The 17686-nt window shown below is 70.1% G+C and carries 12 protein-coding genes; 8 read left to right on the top strand and 4 right to left on the bottom strand.

Features of this window, described 5'->3' with window-relative positions:
• The first annotated feature begins 6 nt into the window (after positions 1 to 6).
• Positions 7 to 1221 carry an MFS transporter gene (locus tag Q0D75_RS07240; RefSeq protein WP_291051095.1) on the top strand — a complete coding sequence of 405 codons (1215 nt, stop codon included), beginning with the start codon at positions 7 to 9 and terminating at the stop codon, positions 1219 to 1221.
• A gap of 6 nt (positions 1222 to 1227) precedes the next feature.
• Here the strand turns inward: Q0D75_RS07240 and mgrA are convergent, their stop codons facing one another.
• Positions 1228 to 2268 carry an L-glyceraldehyde 3-phosphate reductase gene (gene mgrA, locus Q0D75_RS07235; RefSeq protein WP_291051092.1) on the bottom strand — a complete coding sequence of 347 codons (1041 nt, stop codon included), beginning with the start codon at positions 2266 to 2268 and terminating at the stop codon, positions 1228 to 1230.
• Positions 2269 to 2402: 134 nt separating this feature from the next.
• Between mgrA and Q0D75_RS07230 the strand changes: the two genes are divergently transcribed.
• Positions 2403 to 2789: a group 1 truncated hemoglobin gene (locus Q0D75_RS07230; RefSeq protein WP_291051089.1), complete on the top strand. Its 387-nt coding sequence runs from the start codon at positions 2403 to 2405 to the stop codon at positions 2787 to 2789.
• 4 nt (positions 2790 to 2793) lie between these two features.
• The gene (locus Q0D75_RS07225) at positions 2794 to 5490 is read left to right on the top strand and encodes a LuxR family transcriptional regulator (protein WP_291051086.1); all 2697 of its coding nucleotides are present in this window, start codon (positions 2794 to 2796) and stop codon (positions 5488 to 5490) included.
• A 49-nt stretch (positions 5491 to 5539) separates the two neighbouring features.
• Here Q0D75_RS07225 and Q0D75_RS07220 read toward each other — a convergent pair whose 3' ends face one another.
• Positions 5540 to 7285, bottom strand: a complete 1746-nt coding sequence (locus Q0D75_RS07220; RefSeq protein ID WP_291051085.1) for an Ig-like domain-containing protein — start codon at positions 7283 to 7285, stop codon at positions 5540 to 5542.
• Between the two features lie 213 nt (positions 7286 to 7498).
• Between Q0D75_RS07220 and Q0D75_RS07215 the strand changes: the two genes are divergently transcribed.
• The 4 genes from Q0D75_RS07215 (at position 7499) to Q0D75_RS07200 (ending at position 13812) form a co-directional block, all read left to right on the top strand.
• A complete protein-coding gene (locus Q0D75_RS07215) occupies positions 7499 to 9616 on the top strand; it encodes an adenylate/guanylate cyclase domain-containing protein (protein ID WP_291051083.1) in 2118 nt (705 codons plus the stop codon).
• Between the two features lie 14 nt (positions 9617 to 9630).
• Positions 9631 to 11076: a mechanosensitive ion channel domain-containing protein gene (locus Q0D75_RS07210; protein ID WP_291051082.1), complete on the top strand. Its 1446-nt coding sequence runs from the start codon at positions 9631 to 9633 to the stop codon at positions 11074 to 11076.
• A 157-nt stretch (positions 11077 to 11233) separates the two neighbouring features.
• Positions 11234 to 12601 (top strand): cystathionine beta-synthase, encoded by a 1368-nt coding sequence (locus tag Q0D75_RS07205; protein ID WP_291051079.1) that lies wholly within the window; start codon positions 11234 to 11236, stop codon positions 12599 to 12601.
• 50 nt (positions 12602 to 12651) lie between these two features.
• Positions 12652 to 13812, top strand: coding sequence for a cystathionine gamma-synthase (locus Q0D75_RS07200; RefSeq protein ID WP_291051076.1), 1161 nt, complete (start codon positions 12652 to 12654; stop codon positions 13810 to 13812).
• A 1-nt stretch (position 13813) separates the two neighbouring features.
• On the opposite strand, the gene Q0D75_RS07195 is transcribed toward Q0D75_RS07200, so the two are convergent.
• Both Q0D75_RS07195 and gabT read right to left on the bottom strand, forming a co-directional pair.
• Positions 13814 to 15592 (bottom strand): M1 family metallopeptidase, encoded by a 1779-nt coding sequence (locus Q0D75_RS07195; RefSeq protein ID WP_291051073.1) that lies wholly within the window; start codon positions 15590 to 15592, stop codon positions 13814 to 13816.
• Positions 15593 to 15682: 90 nt separating this feature from the next.
• Positions 15683 to 17065: a 4-aminobutyrate--2-oxoglutarate transaminase gene (gene gabT / locus Q0D75_RS07190; RefSeq protein WP_291051065.1), complete on the bottom strand. Its 1383-nt coding sequence runs from the start codon at positions 17063 to 17065 to the stop codon at positions 15683 to 15685.
• Positions 17066 to 17225: 160 nt separating this feature from the next.
• Between gabT and Q0D75_RS07185 the strand changes: the two genes are divergently transcribed.
• On the top strand, positions 17226 to 17686 hold a 461-nt coding region (locus Q0D75_RS07185), incomplete at its 3' end, for a PucR family transcriptional regulator ligand-binding domain-containing protein (RefSeq protein WP_291051060.1).

Here is a 17686-nt window from a genome sequence, read left to right as displayed (position 1 = left end):
CGCGAGGTGGAGTGGGACGGTCATCAGCGCGGGAGCCGTGCCTATCGGCGGGTGCTCGCGGGACTGTTCTTCGCGGGCGTCTCTACCTTCGCGCAGCTCTACTCGCCTCAGGCGCTGCTGCCCGAGATCTCGGACGAGCTGCGGATCGCGCCCTCGACCGCGGCTCTGACCCTCTCGGTCGCGACCATCGGGCTCGCCGCCGGCGTCATCCCGTGGTCGGTTCTCGCCGACCGGGTCGGCCGGGTGCGGGCGATGACCATCTCGCTGGTGGGGGCCTCGCTGCTGGGCATCCTGATGCCGCTGGCGCCGAGCATCCCGCTGCTGCTCACCGGCCGCTTCCTGGAGGGCGTGTTCCTCGCCGGGGTGCCGGCGGCGGCGATCGCGTTCCTGCACGAGGAGATCCACCGCACCGACTCCGGGCGCGCCGCGGGCATCTACGTGGCCGGCACCTCGGTGGGCGGACTGCTGGGCCGGGTGGTCGCCGGCCCGATCGGCGAGGCGGTGTCGTGGCGGGTGGGCATCCTGACCGTCGCCGTGCTCTGTGCGCTCTCGACCGTGGCGTTCATGCTGCTGGTGCCGCGGCCCCGCGGCTTCGTGCGGCACCTGCCCGGCACCGGCACGGCGGGGCTGGCGCACCGCCTCGCGGTGAACCTGCGCTCGCCGCGGCTGCTGGTGCTCTACGCGCAGGGCTTCCTGCTGATGGGCGCGTTCGTGGCGCTGTACAACTACCTCGGCTTCCGGCTGATCGGCGCGCCGTTCGACCTGCCGCAGCTCGTGGTGAGCCTGATCTTCTTCGCCTACCTCGGCGGCACGGTCTCGGCCTCGCGGGCCGGCGCGCTCGCCGCCCGCTGGGGCTCCCAGCGGGTTCTGGTGGGATCGGGTCTCGTGATGGCGGCCGGTGCGGCGCTGACCATGATCGACCAGATCGTCGTGGTGTTCGCGGGCCTGCTGATCGCCACCGCCGGGTTCTTCGCGGCGCACGCCGTGGCATCCGGCTGGACGGGCCGCGAGGCGACCGTGGGGAAGGCCCAGGCCGCCTCGCTCTACAACCTCGCCTACTACGCCGGATCGAGCCTGTTCGGCTGGTTCGGCGGAGTGGCGCTCGCGGCCGCCGGCTGGAACGCCGTGGCCGCGATCATCATCGCGCTGGTGCTCGCCGCCGGGCTGCTCGCGACCCTGCTTCTCGGCAGCCGGACCGCACCGGCCGAGCCGTCGGCGTGACGCCGCTCACGACTGCGTGGCGGTCACCGCGCTGGACGGCGCCCACAGGTTGATGTCGCGCTCGCCGGCCAGTTCGTCGATGCGGCTCAGCTCCTCGGCGCTGAACGACAGGTTCTGCACCGCCTGGAGGTTGTCGTCGAGCTGCTGCACCGAGGAGGCGCCGATCAGCACCGTGGTCATCCGCTCGTCGCGGAGCGCCCAGGCGAGCGCGAGCTGGGCCAGCGACTGCCCGCGCGAGGAGGCGATGTCGTTCAGGCCGCGCACGCGCTCGAGGGTCTCGTCGCTCAGCATCCGCTTCGACAGCGATCCGTCGCGTGCCGCCCGGGAGTCGGCGGGCACCCCGTCGAGGTAGCGGTCGGTGAGCAGGCCCTGCGCCAGCGGCGAGAAGGCGATGCAGCCGACGCCCAGCTCGCCGAGGGTGTCGAGCAGACCGTCTTCGATCCACCGGTTGAACATCGAATACGAGGGCTGGTGGATGAGCAGGGGCGTACCCAGGTCGGCGAGGATCTCGGCCGCCCGGCGGGTGCGCTCGGGGGAGTAGCTCGAGATTCCGGCGTAGAGGGCCCGGCCCGACTGCACCGCGGTGTGCAGTGCGCCCATCGTCTCCTCCAGCGGGGTGTCGGGGTCGGCGCGGTGCGAGTAGAAGATGTCGACGTAGTCCAGGCCCATCCGCTCCAGGCTCTGATCGAGCGAGGCGAGCATGTACTTGCGCGAGCCGTGGTTCCCGTAAGGGCCTGGCCACATGTCGTAGCCGGCCTTGGTGCTGATCACGAGCTCGTCGCGGTAGCCGGCGAAGTCCTCGGCCAGGATGCGCCCGAAGTTCGACTCGGCGCTGCCGTAGGGCGGCCCGTAGTTGTTGGCCAGGTCGAAGTGGGTGACTCCGCTGTCGAACGCGTGCCGCAGGATGGCGCGCTGCGTCTCGAGCGGCTTGTCGCCCCCGAAGTTCTGCCAGAGGCCTAGCGACACCGCCGGCAGCAGCAGGCCACTGCGCCCGGTGCGGCGGTACGGGAAGGAGTCGTAGCGGGTGGGGGAGGCGAGATAGTCCATATGAGAAGTCTGCCCCTTCTGCTTTCCCGACGAGTCCGGACGAGAAGATCCGTCGCCGCGAGCGCCGATTCTGCTACGGTGACCTCGCGCTGTGCCGCAGTCGGGTGCGACGCGATGACGCGGGGGAGTGTGCGGTGAGTATCTTCGATGCGATCGGCGGAACACCGGTGGTGAGCGCCACGGTCGCCGTGCTGTACGACCGGGTGACGGCCGATCCGCTGCTGGCGCCCTGGTTCGACGGCATCGACCTTCGCAAACTCAAAGCCCACCAGCGCGAATTCCTCACCGTGGCTCTCGGCGGCGCCGACGAGTTCAACGGCCGCACCATCGCCCAGGCGCACGACGGGCTGGCCATCACCGGCGTCGCCTTCGACGCGCTGCTGGAGCATCTGCGGGAGATCATCGAAGACCTCGGCGTGGAGCCCGAGGGAGTGGCCGTGATCCTCGACCGGGTGGGCAGCTTGCGCTCCGACGTGATCGGCGACACCGACACCGGCACCGGCACCGCACCGCGGGAGTGAGACCGTGACGACCGTCGAGAACCCGATCGAGAGCCCCACCGAGTGGCCGACCCTGGAGCGACACGATCTGATCCGGGCCATCACCGCACCGATCCGCGAGGGCCGGGTCATCGGGGCCGCGATCGTGGGCGAGATCGGCGCGGGCAAGACCACCACGGTGGTGGCCGCGGCGCGCGAACTCAACGGGGGAACCGACGGCTTCGTGCGCCTACGGGGGAGCGTGCTCGGCAGCTCCATCCCGTACGGCGTGCTCTTCGGCCTGCTGAAGAACAGCGAGACCGACGCGTTCGCCAACTCCGCCGCGTTCCACTCCGCGCTGTCCGAGGCGATCTCCGCTCAGACCGCCGCCGCCGAGGCCGGCACCACCCCGGCCGTGCCCTCCATCGTGGTCGACAACGCCCACCTGTGCGACGAACTCAGCGCCCACGCGCTCTCCCACCTGGCGTCCACCCGGTCGATCCGGCTGTTGCTGGCCGCCCCCGACCTCGACGAGCTCCCCGAGGCGTTCCTGGATCTGTGGCGCGACGGCTTGCTGTCGATGCAGGTCGTTCCGCCGCTGGACGCCGATGAGGTCTCCGGCATCCTCACCAGCTACCTCCATGCGCCGGTCGTCGCGGCGGCCGCCCGGTATCTCACCGAGCGCTCCGGGGGCAACCCGCTGTTCCTCAACTACCTCGTGATCGAACAACTCGAGGCAGGGCTGCTGGTGCGGCGCGAAGGGCTCTGGATGCTCTCGGGTCGCGCGTCGATCACGAGTGAACGCCTGATCGGCATGCTGAAGACCAGGATCGATCAGTGGACCCCCGAGCAGCGCGAGGTGCTGGAGATCGTGGCGCTGATGGACTCGATCGAACTCGACCGGCTGGAGCAGCTGGTGGATTCCGAGCGCATCGCCGAGCTGCTGGACACCGGAACACTCGACGTGCTGAGTGACCGGAGCCCGCGGATCCGGGTGGCCAATTCGCTGATCGCCGACGTGGTGCGCGCGAGCGTGCCGTTTCTGCGCCGACGGCAGCTGCGCGAACGGGTGGCGCCGTTCTTCGCCGACCCGCACGACGACGACTACCAGAGCGTGCTGGCCTTCGCGGCATGGACCCTGGAGTGCGGCGCCCGGCTCGAGCCCGCCCTCGCGGTACGCGCGGCGCGGCTGGCCAACCGCCTGTTCGACCCCGAGTTCGCCATCCGGGTGGCCTCGTCCGTCTCGGGCGAGCTCTCGGTGGTGGCCGGCATCCAAAAGTCGCGGGCGCTTCGGATGCTCGGCCGGCCGGCGAACGCGGGCCAGATCCTGCGCCGGCTCACCCCGGCCGCCCGAGAAGGCGAGAGTCTGGACGAGTTCGTGGAATTCGTGCAGGAGGTCGCCCGGGTGGAAGGCCTGGTACCGGGTTTCGGCGAGTTCGGCCCGCTCAGGGCGGAGGTCCTCGAACGGATCGCCGGAAGCCTTCACGGGGCCGAAGCCGAGGCGCTCTACCAGCGACTCGAGCTCGCCGGCTGGTCGTTGACACTCGGATCGGGCGACTACGCCGCCGCTCTCGATCAGGTGCAGAAGGCCTACGACCGGTATGCCGCCGGCGGGGTGGACGAGAGTTCCGACTACGCCGTACGCATCGCCAGCATGCTGGCGGAGTGCCTCTGCGCCGTCGGACGGCAGGACGACGCCCTGGCGCTGGTGGCCGGGCTCGAAGATGCCGACGGCCACACCGACCTCGCCGAGGAGTCGCTCGGTGAGGTGCGGGCCGCCCTGGCGCTGGTGTACCTGCGCACCGGTCAGTGGCAGAAGCGTCGCGACATCATCGCGCGTGGCGTGCGCGGGGCCCTCGGGCGGGAGCTCTACCGTGGCAGCGGCGATGACAGCGCCCTGGGCGTCGGCCACCTCTTCGGCGGGGCCTCCCGCCTGGGCCGCAGCTACCTGATGAGCGCCCTCGGCCAGATCCGGTTACGCGACGTCGACAACGGGCGCGGCGAGATCCTGGCGGCCCTGGCGTACTCCTCGGCGCTCGACGGCGATCTCGACCTGGCCCGCAGCTACCTCACCGAGTCGCGCTCCGGGGTGTTCTCCAACTGGGGAGCCGTGGCGTCGACCACCTATCTCTCGCTCAGCACCGAGGCGCTGCTGGACGAGGACTCCGAGGTCGCCGCCCGCATGCTCGCCGTGGCCGAGGAATACCGGGGCCGGGGGCTTGCCGCCGACTCGCTGCTGCTCGCCTCCGCGGCGGCGCGACTGGGCTCCAGCGACGCCTTCGAGATGCTCGCGACCGACCGGATGCCGCAGCCCGGCCCCCTGCCGGCCGCCGTGTACGACTGGGTCGACGGCGTGCGGGGCGAGGATTTCGCCCTGCAGCTGCAGGCTGCCGAGGCTCTTCACGCGATCGGCAACGCGCTCTTCGCCCGCGAGGTGGCGGCCCGGGTGATGGAGACGGCGCCGCCCCAGTTCGTGGAACGGGCGGCAGCCGTGGTGCGCGAGGCCGATCTCGTGCTCGGCGAGCGCACGAAGCAGGCCGGACTGACCTCCCGTTTCGAAGGACTCACCAAGCGCGAACGCGATGTGTCGGCCCTGGTGGCCCAGGGCATGTCGAACCGGGACATCGCGGCCGCACTGCACCTCTCGGTGCGCACCGTGGAGAGCTATCTGCAGTCGGCCTTCGGCAAACTCGGTGTGGCCAATCGCGTGGAGCTGGCACAGCTCAGCGCAGCCGCCGGATGAGGGCGGCCGCGCCGAGCGGGGGAGTGCCGGGGCGGGCGCGGCTGGCGCGCTACTTGGTGGGGAAGTAGATCCAGTCGTTGTCGATGCTGCCGGAGTAGTACCCGGGCTTGTGACCGGTGACGAAGACGCTCAGTGCGTGGCCGGCATCCGCGGCGACGATCTTGTAGGTCGACTTGGTGGCTCCGGCGATCGGGACGTTGTCTCGGCGCCATTGGTAGGTGAACGAGCTCGGCGTGGGCGACCAGGTGCCGGTGACCGCGGAGACGGTCTTGCCCACCTTGAGGGTTCCGGCGATCGTGGGCTTGACCATCACGAAGGCCTTCTGAACGGCTGCGGTGGGTGTGCTGCTGCGCATCATGGTGGCGTAACCGGCCTTGGTACCCACCACCGTGACTCCCACGTGCGCGCCCGCATCGGCGAGCACGAGCTTGTAGGTCGGGCCGGTCGCGCCCGCGATCGCCACACCGTTTCGGGTCCACTGGTACACGATCGTGACGGGCTTCGGGCCCCAGTTCACGTTGGTGGTGATGGTCTCGCCGACGATGGCGGCGCCGCCGTGCAGGAACGGCACGCTCGAGATGAGCTCGCCGGCCTTCACCGCACCGGTGGCGGTGCTGGTCGCGAAGGCGGTGATGTAGCCGGGCTTCGAGGCGGAGATCTTCACCGAGATCGCCTTGCCGAGTTCGGCGGCGGTCGGCGTGAAGGTCGACGCCGTGGCGCCGGCGATGGCGACGCCGGAGCGCATCCACTGGTAGCTGAACGCGGTGGGCGCCGGCGCCCAGGTTCCGGTATGGGCCGTGAGGGGCTGGCCGACCTGCGCCGTGCCCGTGATGGTGGGCTTGGCGGTGGTGGTGAAGGCGGTCTTCGACACGTTCAGCGTGACCGGGGTGACGGCGCTCAGGCGGCCGTGGCCGTCGAACACCCGGTAGTAGAACGCATCCTGACCCACGTAGCCCGCGGTGGAGGTGTAGGTGAAGCCGCCGTTGCCCGTCAGAGCGACGGTTCCGTGGGAGGGCAAGGAAGTGACGCTCACGGTGGCGCCGGACAGGTCACCGTCGGCATCGGAATCGTTCTTGAGCAGTCCGGGCTTGGCGACGGTGCGCGCGACACCCGAGGTGGCGGAGTAGGTGTCGGCGACGGCGACCGGGGTGTGGTCGGCCACGACCGTGATCGTGATGTTCCCCGCGTAGATGCTCTTCCCGCCTTCTTCGTCGCTGATCGTGTAGCTGAGGGTCTCGGAACCCGTGAAGTTCGCGGTGGGGGTGTAGGTGATGGAGGCGCCGGGCAGGAGTCCGGCGTAGTCGACGGACCCGTGCAGCGGCTCCTTCGCGCTCGCCGGGCGCACGGTGCCTCCGTCGGGGTCGACGTCGTTCTTCAGCACTGATGCCCAGGTGAAGGTGAGCGTGTGATTGGCGGCGACCGAGTAGGCGTCGTCGTAGGCGATCGGCAGGGAGTTCCCGACGACCTCGGCCTGGGCCGTGAAGGTCGGGGTGGGCGCGACCGGTGCGGGTGCGGCAGGGGTGGGGGTTGCCGGTTCGGGCGTGGCAGGGGCGGGTGCGGCAGGGGTTGGCGTGGCAGGGGCGGGCGTGGCCGGTGCGGGCGCGGCAGGGGTTGCGGGAGCCGTCGGAGCCGGCGCGGGAGTCGGCTGGGTCGTGGCTGATGCTGCGGGAGGAATGACCGGCTCGGCGGCCGAGGCGAAGGCAGGCGTCCCCAAGGCGAGCAGCGCGGCGGTGCCGGCGGCCACGAACGCCGCACGGGAGCGGATCGGGGGTTTCGGTCGGAGGGGGCTGGACATGACGGGACTCTTTCTTTCATTCGGCTGCCGGATTCGGCTGATGGTCCGACTGTAGAAAGGCGCGTGCACGGCGGTCACCGTGGGCGCTACGGTGATTGACGTACCCGGCTACGGTGCCGGGGATGCGTGGGCCGTGACCTATATTTGACTCGTACGTCGCATCGCCTGCGGCGACCGGAGGGCGGGGGGCCCATGGCGCGCGATCGAGTATCCGTGAAAGCGGCGAAGGGCGTGGCCGGCAAGCGGCGCGGGCTGGGCATCCAGTCGAAGCTGCTGATCATGCTGCTCTCGGTGAGCATCGGTTCCACCCTCGTGGTGGGCTGGGTGGGGTACGTCAATGGCCGCGACAGCCTGCGCGACGCCGCCTACGACCAGCTCACCACCGTGCGCGAGACCAAGGCCGACGCGATTCAGGCGCTCTTCACGAACATCGAGGGCGGGCTGCGGCTGGATTCCAGCGGCGCCACCGGCAATCAGGCCGCCACGGAGTTCGCGGCGGCCTTCGCCGAGCTGAACACCCAGCCGACCGATCCCGCCCAGACCGCGGCGGTGGATGCGTACTACACCGACACCTTCATCCCCGAGCTCGAGGCGCGCACGGGGGAGGAGTCGGATCCCTCGGTCTTCGAGCCCACGAGCAACGCCCAGACCTATCTGCAGGCGAAGTACACGGTGCCGCCGACCGACTTCGACGCCGCCTCGCTGGTGGACGACGCCGGCGACGGCAGCGCCTGGTCGGCGGTCAACGCGAAGTACAACCCGTACTTCCGTGAGATGGTGACCAGCTACCAGTACGAGGACGCCCTCATCCTCGACACCGAGGGCAACGTCGTCTACTCGGTCTACAAGGGAGTGGACCTCGGCACGAACGTGCTGACGGGCCCCTACAAGGGCACCATCCTGAGCACCGCCTACAGCGACGCGCTCAATTCGAACGTGATCAACTACAGCGAGATCACCGATTTCGAGCGGTATCAGCCCTCGCTCGGCGTGCCCACCGCCTGGGGAGTCTCGCCGATCGGCGAGAACGGCGTGGTGAACGGCGTGCTCGCCGTGCAGTTGCCGATCTCGGCCATCAACGACGTGATGACCGGCGATCAGGGGTGGGCGCAGGACGGCCTCGGCGAGACCGGGGAGTCGTACCTCGTGGGGCCCGACAAGACGATGCGCTCGGTCTCGCGTCTCCTGCTGGAGGATCCGGAGGAGTTCCAGAAGCTCACCGTCACCGGCGGGACGTCTCCGGCCGTCGCCCAGCGGATGGTCGATGTGGGCGGCACGGTCGAGCTCCAGCGGGTCGACACGGTTCCGGTCGCTCGCGCCCTCGCCGGAGAATCCGGCACGGTTCTCGCGACCAGCTATCTCGGCCGGGAGACCCTCTCGGCCTACGCCCCGGTCGACGTGAACGGCGTGCAGTGGGTGATCGTGTCGAGCATCACCACCGCCGAGGCCTTCGCGCCCGTCGACGAGTTCACCCGCAACATCGCGCTGGCCATCCTCGCGATCATCGTGGCCGTCTCGCTGCTGTCTCTGCTGCTGGCGCAGGTGTTCGCCCGGCCGGTGCGCACGCTCGTGGGGGCGGTGCGGCAGGTCGCGGGCGGCGATCTCGGGGTGGAGGTCACCTCCAAGACCCGGGACGAGTTCGGCGACCTCTCCACGGCCTTCAACGACATGAGCCGCTCGCTGCAGGTGAAGCAGCAGCTGATCGACCAGCAGAAGGCCGAGACGGATCGCCTGCTGCTGAGCGTGATGCCCGAGAAGGTGGCGCGCCGTTATCAGGAGGGCGAGGAGACGATCGCGGAGAGCCACCAGGACGTGGCGGTCATCTACGCCGATCTGATCGGTTTCGACGATTTCGCCTCCTCGCTCAGCACCGACAGGGAGCTGGGCATCCTGAACGAGCTGATGCGGCAGTTCGACGACGCCGCGGCGACCGCGGGTGTGGAGAAGGTGCGGACGTTGCGCACCGGCTATCTCGCCAGCTGCGGCCTGATCGTGCCCCGGGTCGACAGCTCGCGGCGCACGGTGGACTTCGCGGTGGAGATGGTGCGGATCGTGGAGCGCTTCAACGCCCAGTACGACGCGCAGGTCTCGATCCGTGCCGGCATCGACAGCGGCACCGTGACCAGCGGCATCGTGGGCAAGGCGAGCATCGCCTACGACATGTGGGGCGACGCCGTGAGCATCGCGAACCGGGTGCAGGAGCTGGCCGGCAAGCCCGGCATCTTCCTCACCCAGCGGGTGCGCGACCGGCTGCCGGACACGACCGGGCTGGTCGAGGTGGGATCGCTGGAGATCAAGGGCGCCGAGCAGGCCGTCTGGCAAGTCTCCTGAGGCGGGGGTAGACGATGTTCGAGATCTGGAAAGAGCCGTGGTTCCCGTGGGCCGTGGGGCTCGCCATCGGTCTGCCGGTCGTGCTGGTCGTGCTCACCGAGGTCTACGGCGCGCTGGTGCGGCGCGGGAGCGCGGCCGCGAAGCCCGTGCGTCTGCTGCGCAACCTCGTGGTGCCCGTGCTCGCGCTGTTCCTGCTGATGACCCTCGCCTCCGACCAGCAGTTCGATGTCACCTGGGTTCGGGTGGTGGGCACCGTGCTCGGCTTCCTGCTCATCCTGCTGCTGCTCTCGGCCTTCAACGTCGCCCTGTTCACGAACGCCACGGAGGGCAGCTGGCAGAAGCGGCTGCCGTCGATCTTCATCGACCTGGCTCGGCTCGCGCTCATCCTCGTGGGTCTCGCCATCCTGTTCTCCTGGGTATGGGGCGCGGATGTCGGCGGGCTCGTCGCCGCACTGGGCGTCACCTCCATCGTCATCGGCCTCGCGTTGCAGAACGCGGTCGGCTCGGTCATCTCGGGACTGCTGCTGCTGTTCGAGCAGCCGTTCAAGCTCGGCGACTTCCTCGACACCCCGAGCGGCCGCGGCCGGGTGGTGGAGGTGAACTGGCGTGCCGTGCACATCGACACCGGCAACGGCATCCAGATCATGCCGAACGCCACTCTGGCGGGCGCCTCGTTCACGAATCTCAGCCAGCCGGCCGGCGCCTACGTGGCCACGGTTCCGGTGAAATTCACCACCGATGACGCACCGCACGAGGTGTCGGCGATGCTCGCCACGGTGGCGGCGGGCCTGCCCATGCTCGACCCGCTCGACAAGCCGGGCGTCAGTTACGCGGGCAACGCGGCCTACAGCGTGAGTCTGCCGGTCGTCAGTCCGGCCGTGGAGGGTGAGGCGACCGCCCTCTTCCTCGGCTGGCTCTGGTACGCGGCCAGGCGCAACGACCTCGCCCTCGACGGCGACTCCACCGATCCGGTGAACACCCCGGAGCGCGTTCGCGAGGCGCTCTCGCTGGTCGGCCCCTCGTTCGGACTCGACGAGGACTACCTCGACGCCATCGCCGCGACCTGCCGGCTCGAGCAGTGGGGCGCCGGTGAGACCCTGCAGGTTCCGGGAGTGGTGCCCGATTCGCTGCGGATCGTGATCGAGGGGCGGCTGCTGCTCTCCACGCCCTTCGAGACGAGCCGGCTGCAGTTCGGCCGCCTCGACCCGGGCGAGTCGATCGGCCTCACCTCGCTCACCCGCCAGCCCACCTCGTACTACGCGGTGGCCGGCGGCCCCGTGGTGATGCTGCGGGTGCCCCGTGACGCGGTCGACGCCGCCGTTCGACTCAACCCGCCCCTGGCCCGGCGGATCGGCGAACAGCTCGACAACCGGCAGCAGATCTCCGACGACGCCGTGGCGGCCGCGCGCGGCGCATCCGGAATCGTGCTGATCGGCGACGGCACCGCGACTCTGGACTAGACTGTGAGGGTGTTCGTGAATCTCCTCTGTTGTCGTCGCTGAGCGACGAACCTCCTTTCACAGACCCGATTCGTCACCGCCCCAGCCGCCGCTCTCGCTGCGCGCGCCGTGCCGTTCGTGCACGAAGCGGTCGCGAGGCCCAGTCAAGGACACCCGCATGAAGTACGCAGAAAGCGTCATCGACCTCGTCGGTAACACCCCGCTCGTCAAGCTCACCAGCGTGACGGAGGGCATCCAGGCCACGGTTCTCGCCAAGATCGAGTACCTCAACCCCGGCGGCTCCTCCAAAGACCGCATCGCGACCAACATCATCGACGCCGCCGAGCGCGAGGGCCTGCTCAAGCCGGGCGGCACCATCGTCGAGCCCACCTCGGGCAACACCGGCATCGGCCTCGCCCTCGTCGCCCAGCAGCGCGGCTACCGCTGCGTGTTCGTGCTGCCCGACAAGGTGGGCGAGGACAAGCGCAACGTGCTCACGGCCTACGGCGCCGAGATCGTGGTGACGCCCACGGCGGTGGCTCCGGAGGATCCGGATTCCTACTACTCGGTGTCGGATCGGCTCGCGCGCGAGATCCCCGGCGCCTTCAAGCCCAACCAGTACTCCAACCCGAACGGTCCGCTCAGCCACTACCAGACCACCGGCCCCGAGATCTGGCGTGACACCGAGGGCGAGATCACGCACTTCGTGGCCGGCGTCGGCACCGGCGGCACCATCAGCGGCACCGGCAAGTACCTCAAGGAGGTCTCCGACGGCCGCGTGCAGATCGTCGGCGCCGACCCGGAGGGCTCGGTCTACTCCGGCGGCACCGGGCGCCCCTACCTCGTGGAGGGCGTGGGCGAAGACTTCTGGCCCTCGGCCTACGACCCCACCGTGGTCGACGAGATCATCGCGTCGACGGATGCGGAGTCGTTCGAGATGACGCGCCGCCTCGCCCGCGAAGAGGGACTCCTGGTGGGCGGATCCAGCGGCCTCGCCGTCTCCGTCGCGCTGAAGGCCGCACGCGACCTGCCGGCATCCGCCGTCGTCGTGGTGCTGCTCCCCGACGGCGGGCGCGGCTACCTCGGCAAGATCTTCAACGAGAAGTGGATGCGCTCCTACGGTTTCGCCGCCGAGAGCGAGGGTTCCACGGTGCGCGACCTGATCGACCGCAAGAGCGGCGGCCTGCCCGCCCTCGTGCACGGTCACCCGAGCGACACCGTGCACGACGCCATCGAGATCATGACCACCTACGGCGTCTCGCAGCTGCCCGTGCTCTCGGCCGAGCCGCCCGTCGTGATGGGCGAGGTCGTCGGCTCGCTCGACGAGCAGACGCTGCTCGACCAGGTGTTCGGCGGCAAGGCGGCCATGACCGACAAGGTCGGCGACTTCCTGGCGCCCGCGCTGCCGCTGATCGGCATCAACGAGCCCGTCTCGGCCGCACGGCAGGCGCTCACGCAGGCTGCCGCGCTACTGGTGAGCGACGACGGCAAGCCCGTCGCCGTGATCACCCGGCAGGATCTGCTCACCTTCCTCAGCGAGGCCTGAGCGGGCTCAGCCCTCGGTCTCTCCCCTCCTCTTCCCGAAAGAACGAACTCATGGCTTCCCAGAACAGCGACCACTTCGAGACCCGCGCCATCCACGCGGGTCAAGACTTCGACCCCACGACCGGCGCGATCATCCCGCCCGTCTACTTCACCTCCACCTTCGTGCAAGACGGCATCGGCGGCTTCCGAAACGGCTACGAGTACACCCGCGGCGGCAACCCCACCCGAACGGCGCTCGAGACGCAGCTCGCCGCCCTCGAGGGCGCGAAGCACGGCCTCTCGTTCGCGTCGGGCCTCGCGGCCGAGGATGCGCTGCTGCGCGCGGTGCTCGAGCCGGGCGACCGGATCGTGCTGGGCAACGACGTCTACGGCGGCACGCACCGCCTGATCGAGCGGATCCACGGCAAGTGGGGTGTCGAGAACGTCGTCGTCGAGATGTCGGATCTCGCCGCGGTCAGCAAGGCGGTGGCCGGCGGCCGCACCAAGCTGCTCTGGCTGGAGACCCCCTCCAACCCGTTGATGAAGATCAGCGATGTGGCCGAGCTGGCCGAGATCGGTCACGCGGCCGGCGCGCTCGTCGTGGTCGACAACACCTTCGCCTCGCCCTACCTGCAGCAGCCGCTCGCGCTCGGCGCCGACATCGTGGTGCACTCCACCACCAAGTACCTCGGCGGGCATTCGGACGTGCTCGGCGGCGCGGTCGTGCTGAACGACGACGCGCTCGAGGAGAAGGTGCGCTTCCTGCAGTTCGCGGGCGGCGGCGTCTCCGGGCCGATGGATGCCTGGCTCACCTCGCGGGGCATCAAGACGCTGGCCGTGCGGATGGACCGTCACTCCTCGAACGCGCAGGCCATCGCCGAGCACCTGGTGGGGCATCCGGCCCTCGATGCCGTGTACTACCCCGGCTTGCCGACGCACCCGGGCCACGAGCTCGCCAAGCGCCAGATGCGCTCCTTCGGCGGCATGATCTCCCTCGCCCTCAAGGGCGGCCCGAAGGCGGCGCGCAAGTTCGCCGAGTCGACGAAGCTCTTCCAGCTCGCCGAATCCCTCGGCGGTGTCGAGTCCCTCATCGGCTACCCCTCGGAGATGACCCACGCCTCCGTCAAGGGCACCCCCCTCGAGGTCCCCGAGAACGTCATCCGCCTCTCGGTAGGCATCGAGGCCCTAGACGACCTCCTCGCCGACCTAGACCGCGCCCTCCCCCGCAAGTAGCTCAGAGGGCGGGCTTGGTCGGGGTGTAGAGCCACGACGTGAAGAGGGCGTCGAGGTCCTCGCCGGAGAGCTGTTCGGCATACGCGATGAACTGCTCGGTCGACACCGCCGTGCCGGCGTGGTCCTGGGCCCAGCCCTTGATGATCGCGAAGAACGTGTCGTCGCCGACCGCGGTGCGCAGGGCCTGCAAGGTCATCGCGCCGCGGGTGTAGACCGGGGAGTCGAAGATTCCGGCGGATCCCGGATCGGCCGCCTCGGTCGACCAGAACGACGCACCGCCATCGGCGTCGGGCTCGCCGTCGCCGTCCCAGTCGGTGTTGGCGTAGTACGAGTCGAACTGCTGCTGCGGCGTGGGCCCACCGGTGTGCTCGGCCCACAGCCACTCGGCGTAGGTGGCGAAGCCCTCGTTCAGCCAGATGTCCGACCAGCGGCTCATCGACAGGCTGTCGCCGTACCACTGGTGCGCCAGCTCGTGCACGACCACCGAGGCGTCGGCATCCGCCGGGAACGCCCAGGCCGGGTAGATCGGCCGGGTCTGGTTCTCCAGCGCGTAGGGCAGGTCTTCGCCGGGTGCGATCTCGCCGATGGCGATGCCGCCGGCCTCACGGAACGGGTAGTCGCCGAAGGAGCCGGAGAGGAACCGGATGACCTCGGGCTCGGCGCCGAAGATGGCGCTCGCCACGTCGCCCACGGTGGTTCCGCCGCCGTCGGCCTCGCGCTCGAACAGCTCGGGGTCGATGGCGTCGTAGTAGGTGATGCCGGTGGCGGGATCCGTGTCGGTGTCGATCCGGTAGTCGCCGATCGTGGCGGTGGCGAGGTAGGTGGCCATCGGTTCGTCCATCACCCAGTCCCAGGTGGTGGTGCCGTCGCCGTTGTCCTCTTCGTCGTTCAGGCGGCCGTTGCCGACCACCTGCAGTCCGGTCGGAACCTCGACGCGGGTGCGGAAGGTGGCCTTGTCGGAGGGGTGGTCGTTGGCCGGGAACCAGGTGGCGGCCACGCGGGGCTGCCCGACGATCACGGCGCCATCCGGTGACTGGAACACCCCGGCCGGGCCGAACGCGTCGTCGATCGTGATGGGCACGCCGGCGTAGTCGACGCGCACCCCGAAGGTGGTCCCGGCGGGGATGCCGGCTGCGGGCACCACGGTCAGCTCGGTGCGCGGCGGGGTGGCGTCGCCGTCGGTGGAACCGGGTGCCTGCGGCTGGCCGGTGACGATGCTGATCGGCGTGCTGGCGAGACTCCAGGTCGCGTCGGCGCCATCGATGCTGACGCGGTCGATGACGATCGAGTCGGTGCCGTCGACGCCGCGGGTGTCGAAGTCGAGGTTGAAGCTGGAGAGGTTCTGGCTGGCCGTGGCGGTCACGATGGTGCCGCCCGCGATGACGTGTGTAGCGGGGTCGTAGGAGACGTCGATGAAGTAATCGTCGACCTCGTAGCCGCCGTTGCCGTCGAGCGGGTAGTAGGCGTCGCCGATGCCGGCGGCACCTGCGGTGAACTCCGTGGGCGGAGTGGTCGGCACCGGGGTGGGAGCGGCCGTCGGGCCGGGTGCGGGCGTGCCCCCGGGGCAGTCCGCCGCATTGGCGAAGCTCGCCGGGGGTGCGCCGACCCCGGATGCCAGCAGCGCCAGCACCAGCAGAGGTGCCGCCGCGAAGGTGGCGGCCTTGCGGCGCCCGCGGCGCACGAGCAGCCAGGCCGTGCCGGCCCCCACCGCCCCCAGTGCCAGAGCCAGCATCAGCGGCCACGATTCGAAACCTGTTGCGGCGAGCACGCAGTTCGTCACGGATTCCCCATCCTGTTTGCGAGGAACCTATCCGAGCCGGGGCACCCCTGTCCACCTGCCCCGGTGGCGGGTGGGGCGGGTGGCCACGGTTCAGGCGAGAACGGAGCGGAGCACGGCGAGGCCGTCTTCGAGGAGCTCGTCGCTGATCGTGAGCGGAGGGAGGAACCGGATCACGTTGCCGTACGTGCCGCAGGTGAGCAGGATGACGCCTTCGGCGTGCGCGGCTTTCGCCACCTTCGCGGTGAGCGCGGCATCCGGAGCCCCGGTCACGGGGTCGACCAGCTCGATCGCGATCATCGCCCCACGGCCGCGCACGTCGCCGATACGCGGGTCGACCGTGCGCAGGGCGTTGAGCTTGCCGCGCAGCAGGGTTCCGATCGCGCGGGCGCGGGCCAGCAGGTCGCCGTCGATGTAGCTGTCGATGGTGGCCAGGGCGGCGGCGCACGCGATCGGGTTGCCGGTGTAGGTGCCGCCGAGGCCGCCGGAGTGGGCCGAGTTCATGATGTCGGCGCGCCCGGTGACCGCCGAGAGCGGGAGGCCGCCCGCGATGCCCTTGGCGGTGACCATCAGGTCGGGGTCGATTCCCTCGTGCTCGCTGGCGAAGAAGTCGCCGGTGCGCGCGAAGCCGGTCTGCACCTCGTCGGCGATGAACACCACGTCGTTGGCGCGGGCCCAGTCCAGCAGCGCCTTGAGGAAGCCCTCGGCCGGCACGATGAAGCCGCCCTCGCCCTGGATGGGCTCGACGATCAGCGCGGCGAGGTTGGCGACGCCGATCTGCTTCTCGATCTGGTCGATGGCGCGGGTGGCCGCCTCGGCACCGGAGAGGCCGCCGTCGCGGAAGGGGTAGGAGAGGGGAGCGCGGTACACCTCGGGGGCGAACGGCCCGAAGCCGCTCTTGTACGGCATCGCCTTGGCGGTGAGCGCCATCGTGAGGTTGGTGCGGCCGTGGTAGGCGTGGTCGAAGGCGACCACGGCCTGCTTGCCGGTGAAGTGGCGGGCGATCTTGATCGCGTTCTCCACCGCTTCGGCGCCGGAGTTGAACAGGGCGGTGCGCTTGTCGAAGTCGCCCGGGGTGAGCTCGTTGAGCTTCTCGGCCACGGCCACGTAGCCCTCGTAACCGGTGATGGTGAAGCAGGTGTGCGTGAAGGCCTCGACCTGGCGCTGCACCGCCTCGACGACGGCGGGGGCGGAGTTGCCGACGCCCGTGACCGCGATGCCCGATCCGAGGTCGATCAGGGTGTTGCCGTCGATGTCGCGGATGACGCCGCCCCCGGCCGACTCGACGTACACGGGCAGCATCACGCCGACGCCGTCGGCCACGGCCGCGGTCTTGCGGGCGTGCATCGCCTGCGACTTGGGGCCGGGGATGGCGGTCACGAGCTCGCGGCGCTGGGGGAGACCCGGCCCACCGGCGATGCGGGCGGTCGTGGCCGGCGTGATCGAGTCGGTGGCAGGGGCGGGTGAGGATGTCATGGCGGTCTCCAGAGGCACGGTCAGGTGCTCTCACGGTAGGGCCGGGGCATCCGCCTGCCGGTTGCCAGATCGGCGCTATGCTCAGGTGGGGCTGCCGGAGTGGCACCGTGGTCGGGTGGGTGTTCACGGCGAAGCTGGGTGCAGAAGAAGAGGAGAACGGATGCCGGTCACACTGAGCGAACTCCTCGCGACCCCCGCGCTGAACCTGGCACTGCTCACGGAGCCGGCGCCCACGCCGGCGCCCGTCGAGGCGCAGGCCGATCCGGAGCTGCTCTGGTCGCACTCCTCCGACCTCGACGACCCCAGCCCCTTCCTCGAACCGGGGCAGCTGCTGCTGACCACGGGACGCCAGTTCTCCGAGTTCCACGACGCCGACGAATACCGCGACTACGTCGGGCGGCTGCAGCGAGCCGGTGTCGTGGCGCTGGGCTTCGGCACCGAGGTGCTGCGGGTGACGCCGCCCGAACTCGTCGACGCCTGCGGCCGGGCCGGGATGCCGCTGCTGGAGGTGCCCTACGCGACCCCGTTCATCGCGGTGAGCCGCCAGATCGCCGACCGCCTCGCCGCGGAGGCCCGGCAGCAGCTGGAGTGGACCCTGGTCTCGCAGGAGGCCGTCTCGCG

The organism is Herbiconiux sp. (assembly GCF_023264855.1).
GTDB lineage: Bacteria > Actinomycetota > Actinomycetes > Actinomycetales > Microbacteriaceae > Herbiconiux.
Note: the sequence above shows the minus strand (reverse complement) of the source record. Positions and strands in the feature narration are given on the sequence as shown.

Coding starts and splice junctions, on each gene's coding strand:
- mgrA (WP_291051092.1), bottom strand. CDS start 2,268: ATGGACTATCTCGCCTCCCCCACCCGCTACGACTCCTTCCCGTACCGC.
- Q0D75_RS07220 (WP_291051085.1), bottom strand. CDS start 7,285: ATGTCCAGCCCCCTCCGACCGAAACCCCCGATCCGCTCCCGTGCGGCG.
- Q0D75_RS07210 (WP_291051082.1), top strand. CDS start 9,631: ATGTTCGAGATCTGGAAAGAGCCGTGGTTCCCGTGGGCCGTGGGGCTC.
- Q0D75_RS07205 (WP_291051079.1), top strand. CDS start 11,234: ATGAAGTACGCAGAAAGCGTCATCGACCTCGTCGGTAACACCCCGCTC.
- Q0D75_RS07200 (WP_291051076.1), top strand. CDS start 12,652: ATGGCTTCCCAGAACAGCGACCACTTCGAGACCCGCGCCATCCACGCG.
- gabT (WP_291051065.1), bottom strand. CDS start 17,065: ATGACATCCTCACCCGCCCCTGCCACCGACTCGATCACGCCGGCCACG.